Genomic DNA, 25,986 nt, shown 5'->3' with positions numbered 1-25,986 from the left:
TTGCTAAGTGAGAAATTCAGCCATTTTTTAGATAAACCCCTTTCACCTTTAGCAAAAGCCTTTCCTGTAAATCCAAATATTATTACTTTTATCGGAATGATTATAACTTCCTCTTCAGGTTTTGTAATCCCTTTCAATCTCTTTTTAGGTGGTATTCTTATCCTTGCAGGTGGTGTATTTGATTTAATAGATGGAATAGTTGCAAGGGTTAATGGCAGGACAACAAAATTTGGAGCTCTTTTTGATTCAACTCTTGACAGAATTGCAGATGGATTTATTTTTCTTGGTATAGCATGGCACTTTTTTAATATCAATGATGATATTGCTCTTTATTTAACAATTTTATGTATGATAGCCTCTTTTTTGATTTCCTATGTTAGAGCAAGGGCAGAAGGATTGGGAATATCCTGTAATGTGGGAATAATAGAGAGACCTGAACGGCTGATTTTTCTTGCCTTTGGGTGTTTAACAGGTCTTTTGTTCCCGATATTATTAGTTCTTACAATTCTCAGTTGGGCTACTGTAATTCAGAGAATTTTCCATGCCAAAAAACAGTTCAATAATTTGCATCAATAAGATTTAAAATGTTATCCTTTTTTAAAGAAGGAGGCTTATATGAATGAGACATGGATAATTATCTTAAGCATTGGTTATTTTCTTGCCACACTCAGTTTAATAGCTGCTTTAATTTTTCTTATTGTTGTAGCAATTGAGTTAAGAAGAGGCATTAATGCTTTTAAAGAGTTTCTTAATGTTACAAAGACAAAATTAGATCCTACTATTAATGAAGCTGAAAAGGTTATTCATGGAGTTAGAGAGTCAGTTGAGGATGTGAATGAAGTAACTTATAAAATAAGAGAACTTTCAAAAACTGTGGAAAAATTAAACTTTATTGTATCTGAACTTGTCACAACTGTTGAAAAAGTAAAAAGCTCGCTTTCACTAAAAAGTAGTGCTTTAAAAACAGCCATAACTGTTGCAGCAAATGTTTTTTTAGAAAACATAAAGAAAGGAGGTAAGTAAAAATGGATGAGGAAAGAGGATTTAGTGCAAAGTCAGTATTTATTTCATTTTTATTAGGTGGAATAGTAGGTGCTGGTTTAGCATTACTTTTAGCTCCACAAGCAGGAAAGGAAACAAGAGCAAGGATTAAAGAAACAGCAGAGGATGTAAAAGAAAAAGCTGAAAGCTATATAAAAGAAGCTAAAGAAAAAATTTCATCAACTCTTGATAAAGCCAAAGAAACATTAGAAGAGAAAAAATCAGCTATTACTAAAGCTGTTGAGGCAGGTAAAGAGGCTTACGAAAAAGAAGTCTCTAAAGAGAAGGAGCAAGAAGCTTAATGCATGAAGCGTCCATTGTTACGGAACTCCTTAGAATAGCTTCTGATGAATGTTCTAAAAACGGTTATACAAAAATAGACTCAATAAAAGTTATAGTTGGCAGGGCAACTGGAGTCATGACAGATGCCCTGCTTTTTGCATTTAATGTTTTAAAAGAAGACACTCTTGCTAAGGAAGCGAATTTAATAATTGAAGAAATTCCTGTTAGAGGAGTCTGTAAAGATTGCGGCAAAGAGTTTGAAAGTAATGAAAACTATCTTATTTTTGAATGCCCAAGCTGTGGAAGCTTTTCAGTAAATATAATTTCTGGAAAAGAACTTAATATTACCGAAATGGAGGTCAGTCAATGAAAGTTAAATTAACAACAAAAATTCTTGATGCAAATGAAAGAATAGCAGAAGAAAACAAAAAAATGTTTAAAGAAGCTGGAGTTTATGTAATAAATCTTATGAGTTCTCCTGGAGCAGGAAAAACTTCTCTTCTTGAAAAAACAATCAGTGTTATCAAAGACAAAGTTAAAGTAGGCGTTATTGAGGGAGACATAACTGGAACTAATGATGCTGAAAGAATTGACCGTCTCGGAGTTCCTGTAGTTCAGATAAACACAGAAGGAGCATGTCATCTTGATGCAAATATGATAGCTGATGCAGCAAAAGATTTACCCTTAAAAGATTTGGACCTTTTATTTATAGAAAATGTGGGTAATCTTGTATGTCCAGCGGAATTTAAAGTTGGTGAAGATGTTAAAGTGATGATATTAAGTTTAACTGAAGGAGATGATAAGCCCCTTAAGTATCCTTTAATGTTTCAGGAATCTTCTGTATTAATTATTAACAAAATTGACCTTAAAGATTTACTTGATGTAAGCGTGGATAAAATAAAAAAAGATGCTCAATTTTTAAATCCCAAAATAAAAATATTTGAAGTATCATGTAAAACCGGGCAGGGAATTGATGAGTGGACCAACTGGCTTATGACGAATATTTCATGAAAGAAGCACTTAAGGAAGCTGAGAAAGCATACGAAAAAGGAGAGATTCCGGTTGGTGCTCTAATAGTTGTAAATGGTGAAATAATATCAAAGGCTCATAATATTAAAGAGACAACTTTTGATCCAACAGCTCATGCTGAAATACTTGCAATAAGAGAAGCTGCAAGGATTCTTGGTGCATGGAGACTTACAGATGCTACTTTGTATGTAACAAAAGAGCCTTGTATAATGTGCTCCGGTGCTATAGTTAATTCAAGAATAAAAAGATTGGTTTATGGTTGTAATGACCCAAAAGGTGGAGCAGTAGTAAGTCTTTATAATATTCTTAATGATAAAAGGCTTAATCATCAAGTTGAAATAACAAACGGCATTCTTGAGGAAGAATGCCGTGTAATTTTAAAAAGATTTTTTAAAGAATTAAGAGAAGATTAATAGATTGGAAATTTCTTACAGAGTTCTTGAACTTTTTTTTGCATATCTTTTATAACTGAATCATTTGAGATATTCTTTATAACCCTTTCAATTATTTCAGCAATTTTTTCCATCTCCTCTTCACCCATTCCACGAGTTGTTACAGAAGGAGTTCCAATTCTTATACCAGATGTAACTGTAGGAGGTTTTGTATCAAAGGGAATAGTATTTTTATTAACTGTTATTCCAGCTTTGTCAAGAGCTTCCTCTGCTTCCTTCCCTGTTATATTAAAATTAGTAAGGTCAACAAGCATGAGGTGATTATCTGTTCCATCAGATACAAGTTTAAAACCTTTCTTTTTTAATGCTTCAGCGAGTGTTTTCGCATTTTTTATAACTTTTTTTTGATATTCTTTGAAATCTTCTGAAAGCGCTTCTTTAAAGGCAACAGCTTTAGCTGCTATTACATGGACAAGAGGTCCACCCTGAATCCCAGGGAAAACTGTTTTATCAATGGCTTTTGCATACTGAGCTTTGCACATTACTACACCACCTCTTGGACCCCTAAGGGTTTTATGGGTTGTGGTAGTAATAAAATCTGAGTAAGGGACAGGGCTTGGATGCATACTTGTTGCAATTAAGCCAGCAATATGTGCAATGTCTGCCATTAAATAAGCACCAACTTCTTTTGCTATCTCACTAAATGCTTTAAAATCAATAGTTCTTGGATAGGCACTTGCTCCTGTAATAATTATTTTGGGTTTGTGTTCCTGTGCAAGTCTCCTTACTTCATCCATGTCAATATAGCCTGTTTCTTTATTTACTCCATAAAATACAGTTTTATATAACTTGCCTGTAAAGTTGACAGGTGAGCCATGTGATAAATGTCCACCATGAGTTAGACTCATTCCCATTATTGTATCTCCTGGCTGTAGCATTGCAAAATAAACAGCCATATTTGCCTGTGTTCCAGAATGTGGCTGTACATTTACATGTTCAACATTAAAAAGTTGTTTTGCTCTTTCCTGGGCAAGTCTTTCTACTTCATCAGCATACTCACAACCACCATAATATCTTCTACCAGGATAACCTTCAGCATATTTATTGGTAAATAGTGAACCCTGAGCTTCCATAACAGCTCTACTTGCATAGTTTTCAGAGGCTATCATTAGAATTTTATTCGTCTCTCTTTTCTTCTCTTGAAGTATCAAAGAATAAATTTCAGCATCCACTTCTCTTAAAGATTTCATCTTCATTTATTAATAACCTTCCTTTCTATAATATTTATTTTTTCAACCCTTTTTAAATGTCTTTCAGCTTCAAAGGGTGTGCTAAGCCATGTTTTGACTATCTCTATTGCAAGTCCTTTTCCAATGACTCTTGCGCCCATACAAAGAATATTAGCATCATTATGAAGTCTTGACATTTTTGCAGTAAACAGGTCATTACATAAGGCTGCTCTTACATTCTTAAATTTATTTGCAACTATTGACATTCCTATTCCTGTGCCGCATATTAAAATGCCTCTTTCAGCTTTTTCATCAGATACTGCCTGTGCAACTGCTTCTGCATAGTCTGGATAATCAACAGAACAGGATGAACCAGTTCCCATATCAATAACTTCATACCCTGCATCTTCAACAATTTGGGAAATTAGTTCTTTTAATTCAAAACCTGCATGATCAGCACCAATTGCAATCTTCATGTTGAGTATTATATATAATTAGAATTATTTTAGTAAATTAATTATGCAGACTTTCTGATGTTTAATGTTGTTATCCACTCTATGATAGAAAGGTTAATCTTTCACTTTTTTCAGTTTTTCCATATCAAATCTGGTTCTCCATAAACATCTATAATTTTTCTTGATAAATGTATGTATCATCAAAATGTAAAACTAATACATGATACATACTCAATCAAGATTGTTTATAACCCTTATTATCTCCCTTATACCTTTTTCTGCTAAAGATAAAAGTTGAAGTAAATTTTCTTTTGAAAAAGGGTAAATCTCAGCTGTTCCTTGAATTTCAATAAATTTTCCTGAACCTGTCATTACTATATTCATATCAACCTCTGCTTGGGAATCTTCTGCATAGCATAGGTCAAGTCTTGGTTCTCCTAATACAATGCCAACACTTATTGCTGCGATACTGTCTTTTATAGGATTTTCTGTAATCATTCCAGCATTCATTGCTTTTTTTACTGCTTCAACTAATGCAATATAGCCTCCTGTTATTGATGCTGTACGAGTTCCACCATCTGCTTCAATTACATCGCAATCAATCCATATAGTTCTTTCACCGAGTTTTTCAAGATCAACAACCGCTCTTAATGTTCTTCCAATAAGTCGTTGAATTTCATGTGTTCTACCCCCAACTCTCCCTGATGTTGATTCTCTAAGCATTCTAACAGGAGTTGAACGAGGAAGCATACCGTATTCTGCTGTGATCCATCCCTTTTTTTGGTCCTTTAAAAAGGGAGGCACTTTGTTTTCTATTGAAGCTGTACATATTACACGTGTATTGCCAAGTTCTATTAAAACTGACCCATCTGCATTTTTTATGAAGTTTTTTTCAATTTTTATTGGTCTAAGTTCATCATTTTTTCTTCCATCTGGCCTCATTTAATTTTTCCCTCCTCAAGAGAAACTTTAAAAATGTTATCTATTTTACAATCTAAAAATATTTCACCAATTTTTTTAAATCTGTCAGGAGAATCAGTTACATAGAATGTTTTTCCTCCTGAATTTGTTTTTTCATTTATAAGTCCCTGATAAGAAAGCATTTCTTTTACTTCACGAGATATTTCTTCAGCAGAATCAACAAGTTGAATTCCTTCCATATATTTCTGAATAGTCTTTTTCAGCAGAGGATAGTGTGTGCATCCAAGAATTAAAGTATCAATCCCGCTATTTTTTAATTCTTTTAGATACCTTTCAACTATTAGTTCAGCAATACTGCCTTCTAAAATTCCTTCTTCAACTAATGGCACAAATAACGGGCAGGCTTTTGAAATGACTTCTATTTCTGGTTCTATTGATTTAATTTTTTTTGGATAGGCTCCACTCTGAATAGTTGCTTCTGTTCCAATAATGCCGATTTTCCCATTTTTTGTAGCTTTTAATGCTGCTCTGACACCTGGTTCAATAACACCAATAACAGCTATTGGTAGCTTTTCTTTTAAAACTTCAAGGCTTACAGATGAAGATGTATTGCAGGCTACAACAAGGATTTTAATTCCTTTTTTAAAAAGAAAACTCGCACATTCAATAGAATATTTAATAACTGTTTCAGCAGAACGGATTCCATAAGGAACTCTTGCTGTGTCTCCAAGATAGATCAATTCTTCATTAGGAAGCAATTTCGCTATTTCTTTTAAAACAGTTAATCCTCCAACTCCGGAGTCAAAAATGCCTACAGGTTTTTCTCTCATTAACTTTCCTCCATTACCTCCTTTAAAGATGAGTCAATTGATATATGACCTGAGAGAGTTTCAATTTCTTTGCTCTCTATGAGAATCTTAATATCTTTTATCCATGTGAAGTTTTCTTTCAAAGTTTTATAAAGTGATTTAATTACAAAATATTCTTCCCGCATACTCTGAGGTGCAGCAAAATTTTTTGATAAATCTAAATAAATTATGTTTTCTTTATCTCTATATATTCCAAGAATTTTTGTTTCTTTTAAGGGGGATGGTAGCTCTACTAAAAAAATTTCCAAAATTTTTTCAAGATTTTTTAACTCTAATTCGTCTTTTTGTAAGTATATTTCTTTTGTTACCAAAGAAGTAGAAGAAGGTATATATATTTTAAAGGTTTCAATAGCTTCTTCAGTTTTGAATTTTTCAGAAAATGCCTTTTTATCGTATTTTAGGAAAGAAAAATAAATTATAATTCCTGCTATTATAGCTATCAATATGAAGGAAACTATAATAAGTTTTTTATTCATTTTTAGCCTTTTCCGGTTTGATTTTTGATTTAAAATTTTCTAAAATTACTTGAACCATTACATCTATAAGCTTGTTTGTATAGTTTTTATCAGAAAACAAAACTCGTTTAGGAATTTCAATCATCAATGCAGGTGTGTAAGCTTCTTTCAAAAGAGTTGCAGGCAATTTTTCAGTATAAAGAGGTTCTGAAAATTTCTCCTTTAATTTGTTTGTAAAACTTTTTACTAAGTTATCTTCAGTGAAGAAAACTTTTGAAGGATCATCCTTTGATATATTTTTCTTTATAGGAGATGTATAGATGACAAAATAGTCTCCGGTTGATAAATGAATACTCAGAAATAAAGAGGGCTTTAGTTTGTTTTCCAGTTTTAATCTTTTTTTCAATGATAGATATTCATCAATCCCTCTTGTTAGAGATGTTTTTATACCCTTTTGTGCAAGTCTTGATGCTATTTCTTTTGAGATATACAAGTCCATATTTTTTTCATTATTGTCTTTCCCTTGTAAACCGTAATCTTCTCCTCCGTGTCCTGGATCAATTAATACTGAAACAGTTTTAGTTTTTTCTTCAAGGGCTGTTTCTTCTAAATAGGCATCTATAACAAGCCTTGAAGGAGATTCATATCTTGAAACTTTTATTCTATCAATGTTTGAAGTTCCGATAATAAGATTTTTATCTTCTTTTAAAATTTTTAAATCTTTTATACTGTCCTGTGCTGATAAGATTTTTCCATCAAATTCAATTTCAAATGGGCTTATAAAACTCAGCTTTATTTTTCCATCTTTTAATAAATTTACATTTATTGAATAGGCAATCTCAGGTTTCTCACATATAAAAACAAATCTATGAAAATCTTGATGTTTCCCATATTTTATAACTATTTTATGGAGATTATCTTGTGCATTAACATTGACCGATAAGATTAAAAATATTAAAAAAACTGTTTTTTTTATCATTTAGCAGGATTTGGTGTTTTTAAGAATCTTATTCCTGTCCATATAATAATAAAAGCAAATATAACCCTTAGATAAGCATCTGCAAGAGCATGTGCAATATTAGAGCCAATATATGTTCCTAAAATTATTCCAACAATCAATCCTGGAAGCAATTCTTTTATGACATTTCCAAGTTTCAGATGTGTATATGCACCTACAGCACCTGCAGGAACCATACATAATAGAGATGTTCCCTGTGCTATATGTTGTCCATAGTTTAATATAAGAACAAGCGCTGGAACCATAACAGTTCCACCACCTATACCCATCATTCCAGCAAGAAAACCTGCAAATATGCCTATTACAAGAAGGGTAATAATTTTTGCAGTGCCTCCAAATTCAAAATGATATAACTCAGCAAGGTAAGGTTTTGCTATTAAAATTAAGGCAGCGAAAATTAAAAAAGCACCAAAAGCTCTTTTAAGTTTCCACTCTGGCAGACTATGTGCAAATTTAGCGCCTATTCTTGCTGTAAAAATTGCTGTGACAGCGAGAATCAAAGATGCGATAAAATCAACAGAGCCTTTCATTCCATATGTAATTGCACCTGTAATTCCTGTAAATACAAGAGCAAATAGACTTGTTCCGTGAGCTCTATGTTGAGTAATTTTGAGAACAGCTACCATAAGAGGAATCATGACTACACCGCCACCAAGCCCAACAAGACCGCCAAAACAACCTGCTACAAGCCCAATCCATAGAGAATGAATAAATCGGCTTTTCATAATCAGAAAATTTAATATTTATCAATCTAAAATGTCAAATTACTTTTTCTGTTGTAGTTCAAAAGCCTTTTTAGAAGTTTCCGCTGCAGCCTGAGCTTTTCTTGCTGCATCCTGTGCTTGCATTACTGCAGCCTTAGATTCTTTAACTGCTTCTTCGGATTTTTTTAATGCTTCCTTTGCTGTCCAGTTAACAGACTCTACATTTGAGCTAACAGCTTTGATGTCTGTTCTAAGAGAAGAAATATCTTTGTTCATATTCTCAAGTTGTTTTTCAATTCTCTCAAGTTTTTGATTGATAGGGTCAGTTTGTTCTTTAACATATTCTTTTGTTGCGCAACCAGTGAGAAAAACAAAAATTGCTCCTGTAATAATTAAAAATCTTTTCATGGTGCACCTCCACAAGATTTTAATTTTGTTTTTATCATAAAGATTAATAAAAAGTAAAGCAAAAATAATATAATAAAACTGATGAAAAAGTTTGCAAGAAATATGTTATTTACTGCTGGATTTTTGCTTTTTCATGCGTTTTATGCACATGCAATTGAAAATATTAACATGGAAATCCAGAAAAACAATTCTTTTTTGACAGTTAAAGCTCATATTATTCCCTCTCAGGAGTTTATTGATGATTTTAAAAATGGTTTAAGTAAAAACATTCTTATACTTGTGGAACTTTACCGAAGATGGTCAATTATTCCTGATGAGTTTATAAGTGGAGTTCAAATACAGAGGATTTTGATTCCTGATCCTATAAAAGATGAATTTATTATAAAAACCTTAGAAGGAGATAAACTAACAGAGAAGAGATTTAAAAACTGGCAGGAGGCATTAGATTGGGCATTAAAGACAGAGCCTATAAAAATAGCAAATATTAATAATGTGGATAGAGGAAAATACTATATAAAAATTACAGTTGAATCAAATATAAAAAAGCTTCCTTCTGTTCTTGAGCACATCTTGTTTTTTATACCAACATATGAGAAAAAGATAACAAAGGAATCAGAATACTTTAGATTGCCATGAAAGAGAAAATGAAAAAATATTTTTTCCCTATTTTCCTTACAGTCTTGCTTTTTATTGTGCTTGGATTTGAAATTTATCTTTTAAGACTACCTCCTGAGCAGATTCCTACAAGATTCATAATTGTCTCACTCTTTGTAATAAATATAATTTCCATTATAACCTTAGGATTTTTTGTTATAAGAAGTATATTCAGGCTTTATCTTGAAAAACATAGAGAAGTTCCTGGTTATAGATTCAGGATAAAAATAGTCACTATTTTTGTAGGATTGGTGCTCATTCCTTCAGCACTTTTATTTATTGCTTTCAGCGGGGTTCTTGAAAGTTCAATAGAGAGAATTTTTTCCAAATCAAATAGAGAAGTTATCTCAAAAACAATAGATACAGTTAAGTCTTTTTATGATTTTGAAAAAGCAAGACTGCTTAAATTTGCTGAAGATTTCAATGAAGGTAAAATAAAAGGGCTTCCAGATGGGATTTCTGTTGAGAGACTCAAAAATCCTCAGGAAGATATGCCAGAATCAATACGGGATGCTTTTCAGGGTAAAAAATCAACACAGGTTATATCTTCTTCAGATGGAGATGTAATTATAGCTGCATTACCTGAAAAACAAGGAGTTATTGTTTTAAAAATGAGCATTCCTTCTTATGTAACCAAAAAAGTTGAAGAAGTTAAAGCATATCATGAAGAGTATCTTAAAATGGGTTCTTTTAGAAAGGCTGTTAAATCAAACTACTTTATGTTTCTTGGTTTTTTAAGTCTTATTATAATATTTCTTGCACTCTGGGCATCCTTAAAAATTTCTCAGGAAATTACGAATCCTTTAAAAGAACTTGTTCAGGCAACTCAGAGAGTTGCTGAAGGTGATCTTAAGGTAAAAATTCTTACTAAGAGTTCTGATGAAATTGGAATACTTGTAAATTCGTTTAATGAAATGATAAGCAAGCTTGACAAAGCCTATATTGAGTTATCGGAAAGACATATTTTGCTTGAAAGAATATTTTCCAATATAACTTCAGGAATTATTTTTGTTGGGAACAGCGGTAAAATATTAAAAATAAATAAAGCAGGGGAGGAGATACTGCAAATTTCAGCAGATAAGCTTCAAGGTAGACATTATTCAGAAATTCTGGAATTTGTTGAATCTGATGAATTAAAAGAGTTTATAAAAAAACTCTCTCAAGAGCGAATTTATGAGATTTCCAAAGATTTGAATATTAAAATAAAAGGTAGAAATAAAATGATAAAAGCAAGAATTGTCTCATTAAGAGAATTTGAGGAAAGTGAAGCTACAGGAATTCTTGTAGTATTTGATGATATCACAGATATTGTTAAAGCTCAGCAGGCAGTTGCATGGGAAGAAGTAGCCAGAAGACTTGCGCATGAGATAAAAAATCCTCTTACACCTATCAAACTCGCTACTGAGAGGCTTGTTAAAAAATGGAAAAATAAAGATGAAGAATTTGATAAAGTATTTGAAAAGTCAACCCAGAGAATTATTTCAGAAGTTGAGTCTCTTAAAAATCTCATTGATGCTTTCCAGAAACTGGGCAAACTCCCTGAGATTAAAAAAGAACCTGTAAATCCAGTAGATTTAATACAAGATGTGATAGAGCTTTACAGAGGATACAAGGATGTTAAGATAAATTTTATATCTGATGGAGAAATTAAGCCTGTTTTACTTGATTATCATGAGTTTAAAAGAGTTTTGATAAATATAATTGACAATGCTATAAAGGCAATGAATGCTAAAGGTGAAATAACAATATCTGTTAAACTAAATAATAGTCTTCAGATTGAAATTGCTGATACAGGTCCAGGGGTTGATGATGAAATAAAAGAAAAACTTTTTTTACCTTATTTTTCAAAGACAAAGGAAGGGACAGGGCTTGGATTGACGATTGCAAGGAAAATTATTACTGAACATGATGGGAGGATATTTGTTATGGATAATAAACCTTCAGGAACAATTTTTAAAATAGAGGTGCCTGCTTGAAAGGTAAAATTCTTATTATTGATGACGAAGTTGGAATACTTGATACAGTTTCTGGAATTTTGGAAGATGAAGGATATACAACGCTTACAGCAAAGGATGCTGAGACTGCAATTGAGATTCTTGATAAAGAAGATGTAGATTTAGTTTTTCTTGATGTCTGGCTTCCTAAAATGAGTGGAATTGAAGCAATAAAAAAAATAAAGGAAAAAGATTTTCATATTCCAGTTATTATGATTTCAGGGCATGGAAATGTTGAAGTAGCGGTTCAGGCTGTTAAACTTGGAGCATTTGATTTTCTTGAAAAACCTCTGTCAATGGAACGAATAATACTCACTGCAGAAAGAGCATTACAGTTTAAGAGTCTTGAAAAAGAAAATATAAAACTTCGTAGTAGCATACTAAAAAAATATGAGCTTGTTGGAAATTCTCAGGCAATGAAAAAAATCAAATCTCAGATTGAAATGATTGCCAGAGGTGATTCAAGAGTTTTAATATTAGGCGAAAGTGGAACAGGCAAAGAACTTGTAGCAAGAATGATTCATTCATTGAGCCCAAGAGCGAATGCTCCTTTTATTGAGGTAAACTGTGCAGCGATCCCTCAGGAGCTTATAGAAAGTGAATTATTCGGTCATGAAAAGGGTGCTTTTACCGGAGCAATAGATAAAAAAATTGGTAAGTTTGAGCTTGCAAATGAAGGAACTCTTTTCCTTGATGAGATTGGAGATATGTCATTACTTACTCAGGCAAAACTTTTAAGAGTAATTGAAACCCAGAAATTTCAAAGAGTTGGAGGAACACGGGATATAACAGTCAATGTTAGAATTATTTCAGCAACAAATAAAGACCTTACCGAAGAGATTAAAAAAGGTAACTTCCGTGAAGATCTTTATTACAGGCTTAATGTTGTTCCAGTTTATATATCTCCCTTAAGAGAAAGAAAAGAGGACATTCCAGAGCTTGTAAACTACTTTATGGATGAATTTAGCAGAGAAAAAGGATGGAGAAGAAAAAAGATTAGCGATGATGCGATGCGGATTCTTAAGAATTATGACTGGCCCGGAAATGTAAGAGAATTGAAGAATGCTGTAGAAAGATTAATGATAATGATTCCACAAGAAACAATAGAAGCTTTAGATATTGAAAACACAGGAATAATAAGAAATAGATTAAAAGAAGAATCTTATTTTTCTTATACCACATTAAGAGAAGCAAGGGATGCTTTTGAAAGGGATTTTATTTTGAAAAAACTCAAAGAAAATAATTGGAACATGACAAAAACAGCAGAAATTATAGGAATAGAAAGAAGCAATCTTTATAAGAAAATCAAATCTCTCGGAATAACTCTTCCAAAAGAATTTTCAGAAAATTAAAAGGAGTTTAGAATGTTTACTGTAGTTATTGTAGGGCGACCAAATGTTGGAAAATCAACACTTTTTAATAGAATGATTAAATCTGATGAGAAAATTAAAGCAATTACAGACAAATTTCCAGGAGTAACAAGAGATATAAACTATGGAGTTGCGAAATGGGATGATAAAGAATTTATAGTGGTTGATACAGGAGGCTTTTTCCCTGAAGAAAAGATAGAAGACATAATTCAGAAACAGATGCTGGAACAAATAGAGATGGCAATATCTGATGCAGATTTGATAATTCATCTTCTTGACAGTAAAGAAGGATTACTTCCAGATGATATTGAAACAGCAAGGCAGTTAAGACAAACAGGTAAAGATATTTTGTGGGTTGTTAATAAAATAGATGATCCTTCAAAGCTCAGTAGAATATATGATTTTTATAGCATAGGCACTGAAGAACTTATACCAATTTCAGGAATTACAGGATATGGCTTTGATGAACTTATTGATAAAATTATTGAAAAAATCCCTGATACTCAACCAGTAAACTTAGAACAACAGAACTTACCAAAGATAGCTGTTGTAGGTCGTCCCAATGTTGGTAAATCAACAATTATCAATGCTTTACTTGGTAAAAAAAGAATGATTGTTAGCCCTATCCCTGGAACAACAAGGGATACAATTGATGCTATCTGCACATATTACGGAAAGAAATATTTGCTGATTGACACAGCAGGAATAAAAAGACTTTCTTATTATAAAAAAGAGATATCTCAGGAAATTTATGTAGAAAGACTTGCATATTTTAAAGCATTAAGAAGCATTGAAAGAGCTGATGTGGCTATTCTGGTTATAGATGCCCTTGAAGGAATTGTCAATCAGGACCAGAAAATTGCAGGAATTGTTGCGGAACAGAAGAAAGGATTGATAATTTTAATTAATAAATGGGATTTGATTCCAGCGAATGAAAGAGACAAAAAAGCAAAATTTTTTACAGATGAAATAAAACATAAACTATGGTTTGTAGATTATGCACCATATTTGACTGTTTCCGCTATAGATAAAACGAGACTTACCAAAATATTTCCTCTCATTGACCAGATTTTAGAAGAGTACTCCAAAAGAGTATCAACATCTGAATTGAATAGACTTTTTAGTGAAAAACTAAAAGATGTGATAATGTCTTCTCATGGCAAGGAATTAAAATTTTATTATATAACTCAGGTTAATGTAGCACCTCCCACATTTGTTGTTTTTGTCAATGACCAATCAGCAGTCAAGCAACATCATATCAAATTTATTGAAAAACTTCTGAGGGAAACATTTCACTTTAAATTTTCTCCAATAAACATAAAAATCAAACAAAGAAAATAATTTTTTATGTTAAAATAAAAAACTATGCAAACAATTTTTGTAACAGGAAGTGCTGGTTTTATTGGATGGGCGACATGCAAACTACTTTTAAATAAAGGTTTTACAGTTATAGGAATTGATAACATAAATGACTACTATGACCCCAAGATTAAAGAACTAAGACTGCAGGATCTAAAAAAATTTCAGAACTTTATTTTTTATAAAGCAGATATTGAGGATTTTGAAAATCTGAAAAACATTTTTAAGAGTTATAAAATAGATGGTGTTATAAATCTTGCTGCACGAGCTGGTGTAAGAGCATCGGTTGAAAATCCCTGGGGATATCTTGATACAAATGTTAGGGGAACGATCAATCTGCTTGAATGCGTCAAAGAGTATGCAATTAAAAATTTTGTTCTTGCTTCAACATCAAGCGTTTATGGTGATACAGAAAAGATGCCTTTTAAGGTTTCTGATATTACAGATAAACCTCTTGCTCCTTATCCTGCTTCAAAAAAATCTGCAGAGCTTTTTTGCTATAGCTACCACTATCTTTATGGTATAAATACAATAATTCCAAGATATTTTACAGTATATGGACCTTTTGGAAGACCTGATATGAGTATTTTCAGATTTATTAAGAAAATAAATGACGGTGAGCCAATAACTGTATACGGAGATGGAAAGCAGAAAAGAGATTTTACATTTGTTGAAGATATAGCAGAGGCAACAGTATTATGTTTGAATCTTGAAGGATATAAAATTATGAATTTTGGCAATGACAGACCTGTTGAGCTTATTTATGTCATAAATTTAATAGAGGAGCTCATTGGCAAAAAAGCAAAAATCCAGTGGCAACCAAGACATCCAGCAGACATTTATGCAACATGGGCAGACATCTCTGAAGCAAAACAATACATAGGATGGTCTCCAAAAATCTCAATAGAGGAAGGTATCAGAATAACAGTTGAGTGGTTTAAAGAAAATAGAGACTTATTAAAGGACATAAAGATATAAAGGAGGAAGGGAATGCAGAGAATTTTGGTAGCCCATGATGGCTCAAAGGCATCTGACAAAGCATTAAGAAAAGCATTGGAGATTGCTTTAAGCATGAATTCATCACTTACTGTGCTTGCGGTTGTTCCAGAACTTTATCTTACAGAACTTTCTGATGCAGACAGACAGAGGATTACAGAAGTACTTAAAAGAGAAACAGAAGACAATATGGAAAGAATAAGAAAATCTCTTTCAGGAAAACCTATTGAGATTAAGTTTCTTGTAAGAGAAGGAGACCCAGCTGAAAAAATTCTTGAGACTGCTCATAAAATGAAGGTTGATTTAATTGTTACAGGCTCTCATGGAAAACATGGAACAAAAAAATTTCTAATTGGAAGCGTATCTGCCAAGGTCGTTGAATATTCTAAGTGTCCAGTTCTTGTTGTAAAGTAGTTGAAGGGAAAAATATTTTTACTGTTGTCCCTGCGTTTGGAGAACTTTTTATTTCAATAACACTGTTATGTTTTTGAACTATATTTTTTACTATTGAAAGTCCTAATCCAAATTTTCTTGGATCATGGGTAAATAAAGGTTCAAAACATTTCTTCATTGTTTCTTCATCCATTCCATGTCCTGTATCAGAAATTGTAAGAAGAATTTTTTCTTCTGACTCCCTTTTTATTTTTTCAGTTGAGATTAAAATGACTCCATTGTCTAATATTGCATTTTTTGCATTCTGTAAAAGCTCACTTAAAACCTCTTTTAATTGCAATGGGTCACCTTTAATCAATAGATTTTCCTTAGAAAGAGAAAATTCAAGCTTTATTTTTTCACCTGCTATGTCTTTGAGCATTTCTTTCATTGAAATGAGTAAGAAATTCAAATCAAAAACTTTCATTGCAGAAGGAGATGTTTTTAATTCAAGTAAAGCTTTAATAAACTTAGAACCTTTTTCAACGGATTCAATTAATTTCTCAATAAAAATTAAAGTATCTTTGTTTTCTGTTCGTTCTTTTATTAGCTGTGCAAATCCATAAATTCCATTAAATATATTATTAAATTGATGTGCAAGATTATCAATAATTTCATAAGCTGCTTCAAGTTTTATAACTTCTTTAAATTTTTCATCAACTATTTTTTTCTCTGTGATTTCTTTTCCAATTTCAAACACAGCTTTAATTTCTTCATTCTCTTTAAAAGGAATTCCTGTTAGAACATAATGTCTTCCTTCATCTGATATTTTTTCTCCTGTTTCAATATTGCCTGTTTTTAAAGCTTTAACACAGGGACAGCCTTCACAGGGAATAGTCCTTTTATGCCATAAAGCATAGCATTTTTTGCCAAGAATATCATCGGCATTCATACCCATTCTTTCAATATAAGCTTTGTTGCTCCAGAGAACATTTAAATCTTTATCCATAATAGAGAGATTGTGTTCAATGTTATCAAAAATAAAAGGGAGAGCTTTTTCTATTAATTTAAAATTTAGTTTTTCCATGGAGGAGAAATTAATTTTCTATTAAAAAATATCAAAAAGCCCGAAAATACTACATTCGGGGGGGGGGGGGGGTAAATAAAATTTTAGCTTGTTATAATAGTGAATTGCAAACCCAGCTATCCAACCTATATATAAGGATTGAATTATCTTCATAAATAATTTTACCTGAAGTTTTATGAAAATTTAAAGTAATATGCCGGTGGTGGGATTTGAACCCACACGGGATTGCTCCCAGCGGATTTTGAGTCCGCCGCGTCTGCCGTTCCACCACACCGGCAATAAAGAAACGATAGCATAAAAAATTAAAAAAAATCAACAGGTTGCAAATGCTCAAAAATACCTCTTGACAAATTTTGCAAAAAATGGTAAAAAGGGTAAACCACAATAAAAATCCATTCAAAGGAGGGCTTAAAATGGCAAAAGTAGGGGTTTATCTGTGCCACTGTGGAGAGAACATCAAAGGCGCCATTGACATTGAAGCACTGAAAAAGTATGTTGAAACACTTCCAGATGTTGCATTAGTTAGAAATTATGTTTTTATGTGTTCTGATCCAGGGCAGGATTTAATTAAACAAGATATTAAAAGTGGAGCAGTAGACCGTGTAGTGGTTGCAGCATGTACACCAAGAACACACGGTCCTATCTTTAAAAAAGCAGTTGAAGACGCAGGACTTAATGGCTATCTTTTGGAAATGGCTAATATCAGAGACCAAGATAGCTGGCCACACTGGCATAATAAAGAAGGTGCTCTTGAAAAAGCAAAAAGACTTATAAGAAGCGCTGTTGCTAAAGTAAGACTTAATGAGCCTCTTGAAGATCGCTATGGAGATATGGAAAAATCCGTTTTGGTCATTGGTGGTGGAATAGCAGGAATGTTCGCAGCCCTTGACCTTGCGAATATGGGGCTGAAGGTCTATCTTGTAGAAAGACAGCCGTCAATTGGCGGTAATATGTCAAAAATTGATAAAACCTTCCCTACGATGGATTGTTCGGCTTGAATACTCACACCTAAGACGGGCGAGGTCGCCCAGCATCCAAATATAGAGCTTATTACCTATGCAGAAGTAGATGATGTTAAAGGATATGTTGGTAATTTTGATATTCGCATAAAGAAAAAAGCAAAATATATTGATTGGGATAAATGCATAGGTTGCGGTGTTTGCACAGAAATTTGTCCATCAAGAGTCCCGAATGAATATAATATGGGATTAAATCAGAGAAGAGCAGCTTATATTGAATATCCTCAGGCTGTTCCCAAAAAAGCAGTTATAGATGAGCCAAATTGCTTATACTTCAAATCAATGAAAAAAACAGGTAAACCCGCTTGTGAAATATGTAAAAAAGGTATTCCACCAAAGGGAATACAGGGATGCCCAGCTGATGCAATAAAATTTGATGACAAGGATGAATATATAAATCTTAAAGTTGGAGCAGTTATCATTGCTACAGGCTTCAAGCCAATGTCTAAGGTTCACTTTAAAGAATACTCACCTCACTGTCCAGATGTTATAACCTCTATGGAATTTGAAAGAATACTCTCTGCAACAGGACCAACAGGTGGTGAATTAAAGAGACCATCAGATGGCACAAAACCCAAGACAATTGCAATGATCTCCTGTGTAGGAAGTAGAGATGAAAGATATCATAGATACTGTTCAAAAGTATGCTGTATGTACATGCTTAAACACGCAAGAATTCTTAAAGAAAAGTATCCTGATATAAAACTTTATCTTTTCTTTATTGATGTTAGAACAGCAGGTAAAGATTTTGAAGAGTTCTATGTTTATACAAGAGAACTTGGAGCAAAAATTATAAGAGGTGGAAGAGTATCAGCAGTTGATGTGAAACCTAATGGAAAACTCAGAGTAAGAGGCTTTGATGTTGATCTTTGTTCGCCTGTTGAAGTTGATGCTGATTTAGTTGTTCTTGCAACTGCTATTGAACCTCCTGATGGTGTTGATGAACTTGGAAGAATGTTCAGTGCAACTTGCGGTAGAGAAGGATTCCTAAGGGAAGTCCATACAAAACTCTATCCTGTTGAGACTTCAGCAAGGGGTGTATTTATTGCAGGATGTGTACAGGGACCGAAAGATATTCCTGAATCAATTGCTCAGTCCAGAGCAGCTGCGGCAGCGACAGCAGCTTTAATAATTCCTGGTAAAATTAAATTTGAAGCAATAGTTTCTGAGGTTGATAGAGATAAATGTAGTAGCTGCGGTGTTTGTGTACCACTTTGTCCATACAGCGCTATAAGAATTGAAGAATACAAAGGCAAAGAAAAGGCATATATTGAACCAGCACTCTGTGCAGGTTGTGGAGTCTGTGCCAGTGCATGTCCATCAAGAGCTATTAAATTCAACGGCTTTACAACTGAACAAATAATGGCACAGATTGATGCATTAACAGAGGCATAAAAAATAAAAGGAGGAAAAAATGGAAGAGGGTGGCGTAAATGTAATTGACCTTACCCAAGCAGATGAAAGTTTTGTAAAAGAGCTTGAAGGATTAGGAGCAGATGAACTTAGAGAGTGCATACAGTGCGGAAAATGTGCATCCACATGTCCAATGGCTTTAGCTGGTTTAGAATTTTTCATCAAAAGAATAATTCATGCAGCCAATCTTGGCTTAAGAGATATTCTTCTTGAAGACTCATCTGTATGGGGATGTCAGTCTTGCAATCGTTGTGTAGAAGTTTGCCCAATGGATATAAAACCCTATGAAGTCATTCAAGCAGTTAGAAGAGCAGCAGTGAAGGTTGAATCATGTCCAGCAAATACATATGAAGGTTTAAGAAATCTTTATAGATTTGGACATGCAGTGTATCCAAAAGGATATGAGGAAAGAAGAAAGAAAGCGGGTTTGCCAGAGAAACCACCAACAGCTATTAGTAATGAAGAGTTAAGAAAAAAGTTCCAGGAAGTACTTAGAAATACAATCCTGGAAGAAATAGCACCATTTCCGCTTGACTAAGGAGGATAAGAATGAAAAAGATAGGATTTTTTCTTGGATGTAATATACCTTTTAATAGACCAGATGTAGAATACTCTGCAAGATTTCTTCTCAATGAGCTCGGATATGAAATAGTAGAGCTTGAAGGAGCTACCTGCTGTCCTGCTTTTGGAACAATGCCATCACTTGATTTAGTAGGCTGGGCAGCGGCATCAGCATGGAATCTGACCATTGCAGAGGAAAAAGGGGTTGACATAGTTACAGGTTGTGGTTCCTGTTACGGTTCCCTAAATGAAGCAAGATATCATATGGAAAAACATCCAGAAATAAAGGAACAGGTTAATAAAATTCTTGCCAAAGTAGGCAAAGAATATAAGGGTACAACAAAAGTATGGAATTTTATTAATTTACTTTATGAAGATGTAGGACCTGATAATCTTAAGTCTAAGATAAAATATAATCTCAATGGATTAAAATGTGCTGTACAGACAGGATGTCACAATCTTTGGCCAAGCAGAGCATATCCAACTAATGAAGATAACACCTTTTTCCCAACAAGACTAAGACAACTATGTGAAGCCATGGGCGGGGTTGCACCTCATTATAGCACCATAACAGATTGCTGTGGAATGGGTGCATTAAGGTCAACAGCATCTGAAAAATCTCTTGCTTTGTTTAAAAAGAAACTTGATGTAATAAAAGAAGAAATAGACCCAGATGTTACAGTAATTGGCTGTAGTTCCTGTCTTCTTCAGTTTGATGCAGGACAGGCACTTTTAGTTGAGCAGAAGAAATTAAATTATAAGATTCCTGCTCTTCATCTTGCTCAAATTACAGCAATTGCTTTAGGTGCAGATGTGGAAAAAGCCACAGCAATGGCATCAATTCCATTGAATGGAGTAATAACTAAGATAAAAGGAGGGAATTAATATGGCATGGGAGCCAAGACTCATTGTTATTGCCTGCCATTGGTGTACTTATGCAGGAGCAGACCTGGCAGGAAGCTTGCGTTATTCCTATCCGCCCACGGTGCATATAGTGAGAGTGCCCTGTAGCGGAAGAGTTGAACCTGAATTTATTGCAGAAGCCCTTAAAAGAGGAGCTGATGGAGTATTTGTTGGTGGATGCCACTTTGGTGATTGTCACTATAAAGAAGGTAATTACAAGGCAATAAGAAGATTTAAACTTCTAAAAAGAGTTCTTACTGACCTGGGAGTTGAGCCAGATAGAGTTCAGCTTGAATGGATTTCTGGAAGTGAAGGTAAAAAGTTTGCTGAGTCTATGACCGCTTTTGATGCCAGAATTAGAGAACTTGGACCAAATCCAATGAAAGGAGGGGCACAATGAGCAAACCTAAGCTTGCATATTATTTAGCCGGCGGCTGCGGAGGCTGTGATATAGCAGTAGTAGATATATCAGAAATGCTGGTAGATGTTGCCCTTGCCGTAGATATCGTATTTTGGGCACCGACAGTGGCGGATGTTAAATATAAAGACTTAGAAGCCATGCCAGATGGCTCAATTGATGTAGGACTTTTTACAGGAAATGTTAGAAACTCAGAGCATGAGCACATTGCAAAGGTTTTGAGAAATAAATGTAAAGTTTTAATAGCTTTTGGAATCTGCGCTGCATGTGGTGGTATAAAAGGACTTGTTAACTTGCATACAACAGATGAACTTCTTGACAAGGCTTATGTGAATACATTCAGCACTGACAATCCTAACAAGGAATTACCTCAAACAACCTGTGTTGTAGACGGGAAGTATGAGTTAACTCTTCCAACTTTGATGTATGCAAGACCTCTTGATGAAGTAGTCAAGGTTGACTACTATATTGGCGGCTGTCCACCTCATTATGAACACGTAAAAGCAGCATTCACAGCATTACTTTCTGGACAGCTTCCTCCTCCTGGTTCATGGATTACAATGGGTAAAGCTGTATGCGAAGTCTGTGATAGAAACCCTGTATTGAAAGGTAAACCAAAGAAACTGGCAACTGAAGTGAAAAGAACAATTGATGGCGCACCAAGTGAAGATGGTTGCCTTCTTGAGGAGGGATATCTCTGTTTAGGTCCTGTAACACAGGGAGACTGTGGAGCTAAATGCCCAGCAGCAAACATACCTTGTAGAGGTTGTGGTGGACCAATTCCTGGAGTTAAAGATTATAGCTTACGTGCAATCAGTGCTATTGCAAGTATGCTTGATAATGAAGAACTTGTTGACCAGATTCCTGACCCGGTTCATCTCTTTTACAGATACACGCTGCCAAGTTCTTTTCCTTATAAAAGATTAAAGGGCTAAAAAATGAGTTTGATAGATATAATAAAAAAAATAACCCAGAAGGGGGGAAAGGGAATGAAGAAAATTGAGATTAATCCGATGACAAGGCTTGAGGGCCATGGAAAAATAACAATCTTCCTTGATGAACAGGGAAATGTTGATAATGCATTTATGCAGGTTGTTGAATTCATGGGTTATGAAAAGTTTCTGATAGGAATGCCTATTGAAGAGGTTCCCCGAACTGTAAGCACCATATGCGGAGTTTGAAGGGGTGTGCATTATACAGCCTCAGTGAAGGCTGCCGATGCAGTTTACGGTGTAGAACCCACACCAACAGCTAAGAAAATTAGAGAACTTTTCTATAATGCTCATTATGTAGAAGACCATACAGGTATTCTTTATGCACTTGGTTTTCCAGATTTTGTATGTGGTCCCACTGCATCACCTGCTGAGAGAAATCTCGTAGGTCTTGTTCTTAAAGTCGGAGCAGATGTTGGAAAGCTTGTCCTAAAGAAAAGATATTCAGCAGTTAAAATTTTTGAACTAACCTCTGGGAGGCCAAGTCATCCAGTTGCTGCATTGCCAGGTGGATGGTCAAAGAGAATTACAGAGGAAGAAAGAAAAGAAATTCTTGCCTGTGCTGATGACTGCATAGAGCTTGCAAAATTAACCTTAGATGTTTTTGATAAAGTTGTATTACAGAACAAAGAATACATGGCTCTTGTAACTGGAGATGTATACAAAGTAGTAACAAATTATATAGGAACAGTTGATGAGAATGATAAGGTTACATATTACGATGGAACACAGAAAATTGTTGATACAAAAGGAAATGAATTAGGCAGATTCAAGGGAATCCAGTATTTAGATTATATTGCTGAAAGAACATTACCATGGAGCTATCAGAAAGCACCCTATTTAAAGAAGCTTGGTTGGAATGGTCTTGTTGATGGTGATGGCACAAGCATTTATAGCGTAGGACCACTTGCAAGATTTAATGTGGGAAGCGGATTTGATACACCCCTTGCACAGGAAGCCTATGAAAAGATGCTTGCAGCTTTTGGTGGAAAACCAGTTCACCACACATTGGCATATCATTGGACAAGAGCAATAGAGTTAATGCATGCTGCAGAAACAGTTAAGAAGATTGCTTCCGATGAAAGCATTACAGACCCTAACGTTCGTCAGGAACTTGGCACTCCAGTTGGTGAAGGTGTAGGAATTGTTGAAGCTGCGAGAGGTGTACTGATTCATCATTATAAAACCGATGATAAAGGTATTGTTACAGATGCTAATCTCATTGTTGCAACAACTCACAATAAAGGTCCAATGAACATAGCAGTAAAGAGAGCAGCACAGAGTTTCATTAAGAATGGAAAGGTGGATGAGGGAATTCTTAATCTTGTTGAAATTGCCTATCGTCCATATGACCTATGCTTTGCATGTTCAACTCATACATTACCTGGAAGAATTCCTGTGAGGATTGATATAATAGACCATCATGGCGAACTTGTAAAAAGCCTCAGAAACTACGAATTATCCTAAAAGCATTTCCATAAGGCGGGGTGATTATTGCCCCGCCTTCTAAATTTAATTATTTCAGTGGGGAAAAATGAGAAGCGTAATTATTGGTATCGGAAATCCTAATTTTAAAGATGATGGAGTTGGTTTAAAAATAGTTGAATATTTTGAAGGAGTAGTGGATACTGTCACGCTTTTAAATATTGGTTTTAATCTTATAGATTCATTATTAGGATATGATAAAGCAGTAATTGTAGATGGAGTAAAAACAGGGAAAGAGCCTGGAAGCATTATTGAATTTAATGCTGAGTTTTGGGGAGATGTTTATGCCAGCGGGACTCATAATTTTTCCATATTTGAAATAATAAGAATCGGATACTCAGTGTTTCCTGAGGAAATGCCTAAGGAGATTAAAATCATCGGCGTAGAAGTAGAAGATGTGGAAACATTAAGCAGACAGTGTAGCCCTTCTGTTGAGGACGCAATTCCAAAGGCTGTGTCAAAAATAAAGGAATACTTAGGAATAAATTAATTTAAGAGCAAGATATCCAAATAAAAAAGCCAAAGAAGGAGTAACTGCAAAATTAATTGCAATTTTTTTCAAAAGTCCAAATTTGACTGTACTAATGCCCTTTGTTAGTCCAACTCCGCTTATTCCCCCAATAATGCAGTAAGTTGTTGATATAGGCATACCAAGAAAAGTAAAAAATAAAACACATCCACCTGCTCCAAATTGAGCAGCAAAGCCAGAGTAAGGGTCTAATGTAGTGATTCCTTTTCCCACAGTTTCAATAACTCTATGACTTAGAAGAATAGCGCCAGAGAAAACCATAACTGAAGCAATTGAAAATAAAAGAATTTTATTAATTTCTATACCTGAATGCATCAAAGGACCGAGCACGGTGGCAAGTTCATTGGCACCAGTGTTATAAGAGATTAACATGCCACTAAAAATTAGGAATGCTCTTAAAAGTTTTTCAATCTGAAAGAATGGGAACTTTGAGATGGTTTTTTCAAGAGTTTTATATAAAAGAAAAGAAAAACCCATTGCCACAAAAGGTGATATTATCCAAGAAACTACTATTTTTATGATAGATACAATATTCACTGCGCTATCAGATGCAACAGCAGCACCTATGAGACTTCCTATAATAACCTGATGAGTAGATAGAGGAAGTCTTCTCCAGTTAGAAATTATTATTAATATGGCAGATATGGCGAGCACTACTATAACAATTGACATATTTACATCAACTATATTTTTACCAACTGTCTTCATGACTTTTTGCCCCTGCAGAAGAATGCCAAGAAACACAAGAATTCCAAATAAAAATATTGCTCTTTTTAGTTTTATTATTCCTGCTCCTATACAGATACCAAGAGCATTTGATGCATCATTTGAGCCTATTCCAAAAGCGATAAGAAGACTTGCTACAACAGCAACTTCAACCATTGTTCTCCTTAATTTATTAATTTTAGTGCAGAGCTATTATTTAAGGCTTACTTCAATAATATAAAGATAATCGCTTGCATCCTCTATTAAATCACTCAGGTTTGTTAGATAATACACAAAATCAGTTATAATCTTACCATCCCAGAAGTTTTTTATATCTATTTTCCTTAATTTTTCTGTAATATCAAACTTAAGATCATCTACCTGCTTTTCATATATTCTTATGGCAAGATTTTTTTCTTTAAGGTCTCCTTTAGTTAGCAGACTATCAAAAGCTATTGAAAGAAGTTCACATATTTCTGAGTTAATCTTTGCTATTTTTGCACATTCATTTTCAATAAGTTTATAGATTTCGTTATTAAGATATCTGAATTCAAATGCGGCATCTTCAAGAATATCAAAGGCTTCGTCTACCATCTCTACAAATCTGCAAATATTTGGCCTTATGAATGGTAAAAAAGCTCCTTCATGTATTGTAGATATTATTTGTCTTCTGATAGAATCTGCTTCTCTTTCAAGGTCTGCCACACAGAATGTTGATTCTTTGTTACCAGTTGTTATAGCATTTTTAAAGCATTCAGTTGCTGAACATAAAATTTTTAAATGAATCTTTATATTTTCTATTACTTTTTTTTCTAATTTTCCACCAGAAATAATTTTATTCAGCATTTAGCCTCTCCTTGCCCTTTCTATCAAAGAAGCACTCATTACATCCAGAAGAGACACAACTCCTACAATTTCTTTTCCTTCATGAACAAAGACTCTTGCAATATTAAATTTTTCCATAAGCTTAATAAGATGCTCCAGTTCTGTTTCCTTGTCTATGCTGATAACAGGTTTAGAAGCTATTTCTTCTACTTTAATTTTGTGGGGGTCTAAATGTTGAGCAACCACTTTAAATACAATATCTCTAACTGTTATTACACCATATACATCTTTTTCATCTTTAGGGATTACAATTAAAGACCTCATTCTCTTGTCAACAAGTTTTTCAATAGCGTCATAAACAGTTGCCTCTGGTTTTATTGTTTCAAGTTTGGTATTCATTATTTCTTTTACTTTAGTATTCATTTTTTTTCCTCCAAATATTGGTTTTTTGTTAAAATATTATACAGTTTTCTTAGAAAGTTGACAATCCTTTTATAAAAT

Annotated in this window: 31 protein-coding genes and 1 tRNA gene; 19 read left to right on the top strand and 13 right to left on the bottom strand. The window is 33.9% G+C overall.

The features are described 5' to 3' along the window. From THEYE_RS06880 to tadA, 6 genes are read left to right on the top strand one after another with little or no spacing between them, the layout of a single operon-like run. Entirely contained in the window at positions 1-576 is a 576-nt protein-coding gene (locus THEYE_RS06880; RefSeq protein WP_012545889.1) for a CDP-alcohol phosphatidyltransferase family protein, read from the top strand. A gap of 39 nt (positions 577-615) precedes the next feature. Next, on the top strand, positions 616-1,023 hold the full coding sequence (locus tag THEYE_RS06875; protein WP_012546728.1) for a DUF948 domain-containing protein: 408 nt from the start codon (positions 616-618) through the stop codon (positions 1,021-1,023). Between the two features lie 2 nt (positions 1,024-1,025). Then, complete coding sequence (locus tag THEYE_RS06870; protein ID WP_012545864.1) at positions 1,026-1,343, top strand: YtxH domain-containing protein; 318 nt, start codon at positions 1,026-1,028, stop codon at positions 1,341-1,343. Next, entirely contained in the window at positions 1,343-1,693 is a 351-nt protein-coding gene (gene hypA / locus THEYE_RS06865; protein ID WP_012546565.1) for a hydrogenase maturation nickel metallochaperone HypA, read from the top strand. Before THEYE_RS06870 ends, hypA begins: the two co-directional genes overlap by 1 nt. Further along, complete coding sequence (hypB, locus tag THEYE_RS06860) at positions 1,690-2,334, top strand: hydrogenase nickel incorporation protein HypB (RefSeq protein WP_012545559.1); 645 nt, start codon at positions 1,690-1,692, stop codon at positions 2,332-2,334. Before hypA ends, hypB begins: the two co-directional genes overlap by 4 nt. Beyond that, complete coding sequence (gene tadA, locus THEYE_RS06855) at positions 2,301-2,765, top strand: tRNA adenosine(34) deaminase TadA (protein WP_012545402.1); 465 nt, start codon at positions 2,301-2,303, stop codon at positions 2,763-2,765. The genes hypB and tadA overlap by 34 nt, the downstream gene beginning before the upstream one ends. Here tadA and THEYE_RS06850 read toward each other — a convergent pair. From THEYE_RS06850 to THEYE_RS06815, 8 genes are all read right to left on the bottom strand, one after another. After that, a complete protein-coding gene (locus THEYE_RS06850) occupies positions 2,762-3,994 on the bottom strand; it encodes a serine hydroxymethyltransferase (protein WP_164924918.1) in 1,233 nt (410 codons plus the stop codon). The two genes, tadA and THEYE_RS06850, sit on opposite strands and share 4 nt — an antisense overlap. Positions 3,995-3,996: 2 nt before the next feature. Beyond that, positions 3,997-4,449, bottom strand: coding sequence for a ribose 5-phosphate isomerase B (rpiB, locus tag THEYE_RS06845; RefSeq protein ID WP_012546357.1), 453 nt, complete (start codon positions 4,447-4,449; stop codon positions 3,997-3,999). Between the two features lie 210 nt (positions 4,450-4,659). Then, positions 4,660-5,370: a ribonuclease PH gene (gene rph / locus THEYE_RS06840; RefSeq protein WP_012545252.1), complete on the bottom strand. Its 711-nt coding sequence runs from the start codon at positions 5,368-5,370 to the stop codon at positions 4,660-4,662. Continuing rightward, entirely contained in the window at positions 5,367-6,179 is an 813-nt protein-coding gene (gene murI / locus THEYE_RS06835) for a glutamate racemase (RefSeq protein WP_012545640.1), read from the bottom strand. The genes rph and murI overlap by 4 nt, the downstream gene beginning before the upstream one ends. Then, a complete protein-coding gene (locus THEYE_RS06830; RefSeq protein ID WP_012546501.1) occupies positions 6,179-6,694 on the bottom strand; it encodes a GerMN domain-containing protein in 516 nt (171 codons plus the stop codon). Before THEYE_RS06830 ends, murI begins: the two co-directional genes overlap by 1 nt. Then, positions 6,687-7,652 carry an N-acetylmuramoyl-L-alanine amidase gene (locus THEYE_RS06825; RefSeq protein WP_012545910.1) on the bottom strand — a complete coding sequence of 322 codons (966 nt, stop codon included), beginning with the start codon at positions 7,650-7,652 and terminating at the stop codon, positions 6,687-6,689. Before THEYE_RS06825 ends, THEYE_RS06830 begins: the two co-directional genes overlap by 8 nt. Then, positions 7,649-8,416, bottom strand: coding sequence for a sulfite exporter TauE/SafE family protein (locus THEYE_RS06820; RefSeq protein ID WP_012546071.1), 768 nt, complete (start codon positions 8,414-8,416; stop codon positions 7,649-7,651). The genes THEYE_RS06825 and THEYE_RS06820 overlap by 4 nt, the downstream gene beginning before the upstream one ends. Positions 8,417-8,455: 39 nt before the next feature. Beyond that, positions 8,456-8,803 (bottom strand): alanine-zipper protein, encoded by a 348-nt coding sequence (locus THEYE_RS06815; RefSeq protein WP_012545139.1) that lies wholly within the window; start codon positions 8,801-8,803, stop codon positions 8,456-8,458. Between the two features lie 81 nt (positions 8,804-8,884). On the opposite strand from THEYE_RS06815, the gene THEYE_RS06810 reads away from it, so the two are divergent. Genes THEYE_RS06810 through THEYE_RS06785 form a run of 6 tightly spaced genes read left to right on the top strand, consistent with a single transcriptional unit; the run spans position 8,885 to position 15,590 of the window. Beyond that, positions 8,885-9,439: a DUF4390 domain-containing protein gene (locus tag THEYE_RS06810; RefSeq protein WP_012546074.1), complete on the top strand. Its 555-nt coding sequence runs from the start codon at positions 8,885-8,887 to the stop codon at positions 9,437-9,439. Next, positions 9,436-11,433 carry a sensor histidine kinase gene (locus tag THEYE_RS06805; RefSeq protein WP_012545337.1) on the top strand — a complete coding sequence of 666 codons (1,998 nt, stop codon included), beginning with the start codon at positions 9,436-9,438 and terminating at the stop codon, positions 11,431-11,433. The genes THEYE_RS06810 and THEYE_RS06805 overlap by 4 nt, the downstream gene beginning before the upstream one ends. Then, complete coding sequence (locus THEYE_RS06800) at positions 11,430-12,803, top strand: sigma-54-dependent transcriptional regulator (protein WP_012546604.1); 1,374 nt, start codon at positions 11,430-11,432, stop codon at positions 12,801-12,803. The genes THEYE_RS06805 and THEYE_RS06800 overlap by 4 nt, the downstream gene beginning before the upstream one ends. Before the next feature lie 12 nt (positions 12,804-12,815). After that, positions 12,816-14,162 (top strand): ribosome biogenesis GTPase Der, encoded by a 1,347-nt coding sequence (gene der / locus THEYE_RS06795; RefSeq protein ID WP_012546282.1) that lies wholly within the window; start codon positions 12,816-12,818, stop codon positions 14,160-14,162. Between the two features lie 24 nt (positions 14,163-14,186). After that, entirely contained in the window at positions 14,187-15,158 is a 972-nt protein-coding gene (locus THEYE_RS06790; RefSeq protein WP_012545846.1) for an SDR family NAD(P)-dependent oxidoreductase, read from the top strand. A 12-nt stretch (positions 15,159-15,170) separates the two neighbouring features. Further along, positions 15,171-15,590 carry a universal stress protein gene (locus THEYE_RS06785; protein WP_012545588.1) on the top strand — a complete coding sequence of 140 codons (420 nt, stop codon included), beginning with the start codon at positions 15,171-15,173 and terminating at the stop codon, positions 15,588-15,590. On the opposite strand, the gene THEYE_RS06780 is transcribed toward THEYE_RS06785, so the two are convergent. Together THEYE_RS06780 and THEYE_RS06775 are read right to left on the bottom strand one after the other, a co-directional pair. Further along, a complete protein-coding gene (locus THEYE_RS06780; RefSeq protein ID WP_012546687.1) occupies positions 15,562-16,635 on the bottom strand; it encodes a two-component system sensor histidine kinase NtrB in 1,074 nt (357 codons plus the stop codon). The genes THEYE_RS06785 and THEYE_RS06780 overlap by 29 nt on opposite strands. A 194-nt stretch (positions 16,636-16,829) precedes the next feature. Next, positions 16,830-16,912 (bottom strand) — tRNA-Leu (locus THEYE_RS06775). A gap of 136 nt (positions 16,913-17,048) precedes the next feature. Here THEYE_RS06775 and THEYE_RS10490 point away from each other — a divergent pair. The 7 genes from THEYE_RS10490 to THEYE_RS06740 all read left to right on the top strand — a co-directional run bounded on the left by THEYE_RS10490 (position 17,049) and on the right by THEYE_RS06740 (position 23,916). Then, a complete protein-coding gene (locus THEYE_RS10490; RefSeq protein WP_012546462.1) occupies positions 17,049-19,049 on the top strand; it encodes a CoB--CoM heterodisulfide reductase iron-sulfur subunit A family protein in 2,001 nt (666 codons plus the stop codon). Between the two features lie 19 nt (positions 19,050-19,068). After that, positions 19,069-19,605, top strand: a complete 537-nt coding sequence (locus THEYE_RS06765) for a 4Fe-4S dicluster domain-containing protein (protein WP_012546510.1) — start codon at positions 19,069-19,071, stop codon at positions 19,603-19,605. Positions 19,606-19,616: 11 nt separating this feature from the next. After that, the gene (locus THEYE_RS06760; RefSeq protein ID WP_012546292.1) at positions 19,617-20,513 is read left to right on the top strand and encodes a CoB--CoM heterodisulfide reductase iron-sulfur subunit B family protein; all 897 of its coding nucleotides are present in this window, start codon (positions 19,617-19,619) and stop codon (positions 20,511-20,513) included. Beyond that, entirely contained in the window at positions 20,509-20,931 is a 423-nt protein-coding gene (locus THEYE_RS06755; RefSeq protein WP_028842401.1) for a hydrogenase iron-sulfur subunit, read from the top strand. Before THEYE_RS06760 ends, THEYE_RS06755 begins: the two co-directional genes overlap by 5 nt. Further along, positions 20,928-21,884, top strand: coding sequence for an NADH-quinone oxidoreductase subunit B family protein (locus THEYE_RS06750; protein WP_012545939.1), 957 nt, complete (start codon positions 20,928-20,930; stop codon positions 21,882-21,884). The genes THEYE_RS06755 and THEYE_RS06750 overlap by 4 nt, the downstream gene beginning before the upstream one ends. Positions 21,885-21,938: 54 nt before the next feature. Then, complete coding sequence (locus THEYE_RS06745; RefSeq protein ID WP_084205617.1) at positions 21,939-23,408, top strand: Ni/Fe hydrogenase subunit alpha; 1,470 nt, start codon at positions 21,939-21,941, stop codon at positions 23,406-23,408. A 67-nt stretch (positions 23,409-23,475) separates the two neighbouring features. Further along, positions 23,476-23,916 (top strand): hydrogenase maturation protease, encoded by a 441-nt coding sequence (locus tag THEYE_RS06740; protein WP_012545540.1) that lies wholly within the window; start codon positions 23,476-23,478, stop codon positions 23,914-23,916. Here the strand turns inward: THEYE_RS06740 and THEYE_RS06735 are convergent. The 3 genes from THEYE_RS06735 to THEYE_RS06725 are packed head-to-tail and all read right to left on the bottom strand — an operon-like array spanning position 23,902 to position 25,908. Beyond that, on the bottom strand, positions 23,902-24,837 hold the full coding sequence (locus THEYE_RS06735) for an inorganic phosphate transporter (RefSeq protein ID WP_012545868.1): 936 nt from the start codon (positions 24,835-24,837) through the stop codon (positions 23,902-23,904). The two genes, THEYE_RS06740 and THEYE_RS06735, sit on opposite strands and share 15 nt — an antisense overlap. A 36-nt stretch (positions 24,838-24,873) precedes the next feature. Next, positions 24,874-25,506 (bottom strand): TIGR00153 family protein, encoded by a 633-nt coding sequence (locus THEYE_RS06730; protein WP_012546415.1) that lies wholly within the window; start codon positions 25,504-25,506, stop codon positions 24,874-24,876. Continuing rightward, positions 25,507-25,908 (bottom strand): CBS domain-containing protein, encoded by a 402-nt coding sequence (locus tag THEYE_RS06725; protein ID WP_012546014.1) that lies wholly within the window; start codon positions 25,906-25,908, stop codon positions 25,507-25,509. Positions 25,909-25,986 lie beyond the last annotated feature (78 nt).

Origin of the sequence: Thermodesulfovibrio yellowstonii DSM 11347 (genome assembly GCF_000020985.1) — a bacterium.
Lineage (GTDB): Bacteria > Nitrospirota > Thermodesulfovibrionia > Thermodesulfovibrionales > Thermodesulfovibrionaceae > Thermodesulfovibrio > Thermodesulfovibrio yellowstonii.
Note: the sequence above shows the minus strand (reverse complement) of the source record. Positions and strands in the feature narration are given on the sequence as shown.

Excerpts from the sequence above, each read along its gene's own strand:
- THEYE_RS06875 (WP_012546728.1), top strand. The coding sequence starts at position 616 with ATGAATGAGACATGGATAATTATCTTAAGCATTGGTTATTTTCTTGCC.
- THEYE_RS06870 (WP_012545864.1), top strand. The coding sequence starts at position 1,026 with ATGGATGAGGAAAGAGGATTTAGTGCAAAGTCAGTATTTATTTCATTT.
- hypA (WP_012546565.1), top strand. The coding sequence starts at position 1,343 with ATGCATGAAGCGTCCATTGTTACGGAACTCCTTAGAATAGCTTCTGAT.
- hypB (WP_012545559.1), top strand. The coding sequence starts at position 1,690 with ATGAAAGTTAAATTAACAACAAAAATTCTTGATGCAAATGAAAGAATA.
- THEYE_RS06850 (WP_164924918.1), bottom strand. The coding sequence starts at position 3,994 with ATGAAATCTTTAAGAGAAGTGGATGCTGAAATTTATTCTTTGATACTT.
- rpiB (WP_012546357.1), bottom strand. The coding sequence starts at position 4,449 with ATGAAGATTGCAATTGGTGCTGATCATGCAGGTTTTGAATTAAAAGAA.
- rph (WP_012545252.1), bottom strand. The coding sequence starts at position 5,370 with ATGAGGCCAGATGGAAGAAAAAATGATGAACTTAGACCAATAAAAATT.
- murI (WP_012545640.1), bottom strand. The coding sequence starts at position 6,179 with ATGAGAGAAAAACCTGTAGGCATTTTTGACTCCGGAGTTGGAGGATTA.
- THEYE_RS06830 (WP_012546501.1), bottom strand. The coding sequence starts at position 6,694 with ATGAATAAAAAACTTATTATAGTTTCCTTCATATTGATAGCTATAATA.
- THEYE_RS06825 (WP_012545910.1), bottom strand. The coding sequence starts at position 7,652 with ATGATAAAAAAAACAGTTTTTTTAATATTTTTAATCTTATCGGTCAAT.
- THEYE_RS06820 (WP_012546071.1), bottom strand. The coding sequence starts at position 8,416 with ATGAAAAGCCGATTTATTCATTCTCTATGGATTGGGCTTGTAGCAGGT.
- THEYE_RS06815 (WP_012545139.1), bottom strand. The coding sequence starts at position 8,803 with ATGAAAAGATTTTTAATTATTACAGGAGCAATTTTTGTTTTTCTCACT.
- THEYE_RS06810 (WP_012546074.1), top strand. The coding sequence starts at position 8,885 with ATGAAAAAGTTTGCAAGAAATATGTTATTTACTGCTGGATTTTTGCTT.
- THEYE_RS06805 (WP_012545337.1), top strand. The coding sequence starts at position 9,436 with ATGAAAGAGAAAATGAAAAAATATTTTTTCCCTATTTTCCTTACAGTC.
- der (WP_012546282.1), top strand. The coding sequence starts at position 12,816 with ATGTTTACTGTAGTTATTGTAGGGCGACCAAATGTTGGAAAATCAACA.
- THEYE_RS06790 (WP_012545846.1), top strand. The coding sequence starts at position 14,187 with ATGCAAACAATTTTTGTAACAGGAAGTGCTGGTTTTATTGGATGGGCG.
- THEYE_RS06785 (WP_012545588.1), top strand. The coding sequence starts at position 15,171 with ATGCAGAGAATTTTGGTAGCCCATGATGGCTCAAAGGCATCTGACAAA.
- THEYE_RS06780 (WP_012546687.1), bottom strand. The coding sequence starts at position 16,635 with ATGGAAAAACTAAATTTTAAATTAATAGAAAAAGCTCTCCCTTTTATT.
- THEYE_RS06765 (WP_012546510.1), top strand. The coding sequence starts at position 19,069 with ATGGAAGAGGGTGGCGTAAATGTAATTGACCTTACCCAAGCAGATGAA.
- THEYE_RS06760 (WP_012546292.1), top strand. The coding sequence starts at position 19,617 with ATGAAAAAGATAGGATTTTTTCTTGGATGTAATATACCTTTTAATAGA.
- THEYE_RS06750 (WP_012545939.1), top strand. The coding sequence starts at position 20,928 with ATGAGCAAACCTAAGCTTGCATATTATTTAGCCGGCGGCTGCGGAGGC.
- THEYE_RS06740 (WP_012545540.1), top strand. The coding sequence starts at position 23,476 with ATGAGAAGCGTAATTATTGGTATCGGAAATCCTAATTTTAAAGATGAT.
- THEYE_RS06735 (WP_012545868.1), bottom strand. The coding sequence starts at position 24,837 with ATGGTTGAAGTTGCTGTTGTAGCAAGTCTTCTTATCGCTTTTGGAATA.
- THEYE_RS06730 (WP_012546415.1), bottom strand. The coding sequence starts at position 25,506 with ATGCTGAATAAAATTATTTCTGGTGGAAAATTAGAAAAAAAAGTAATA.
- THEYE_RS06725 (WP_012546014.1), bottom strand. The coding sequence starts at position 25,908 with ATGAATACTAAAGTAAAAGAAATAATGAATACCAAACTTGAAACAATA.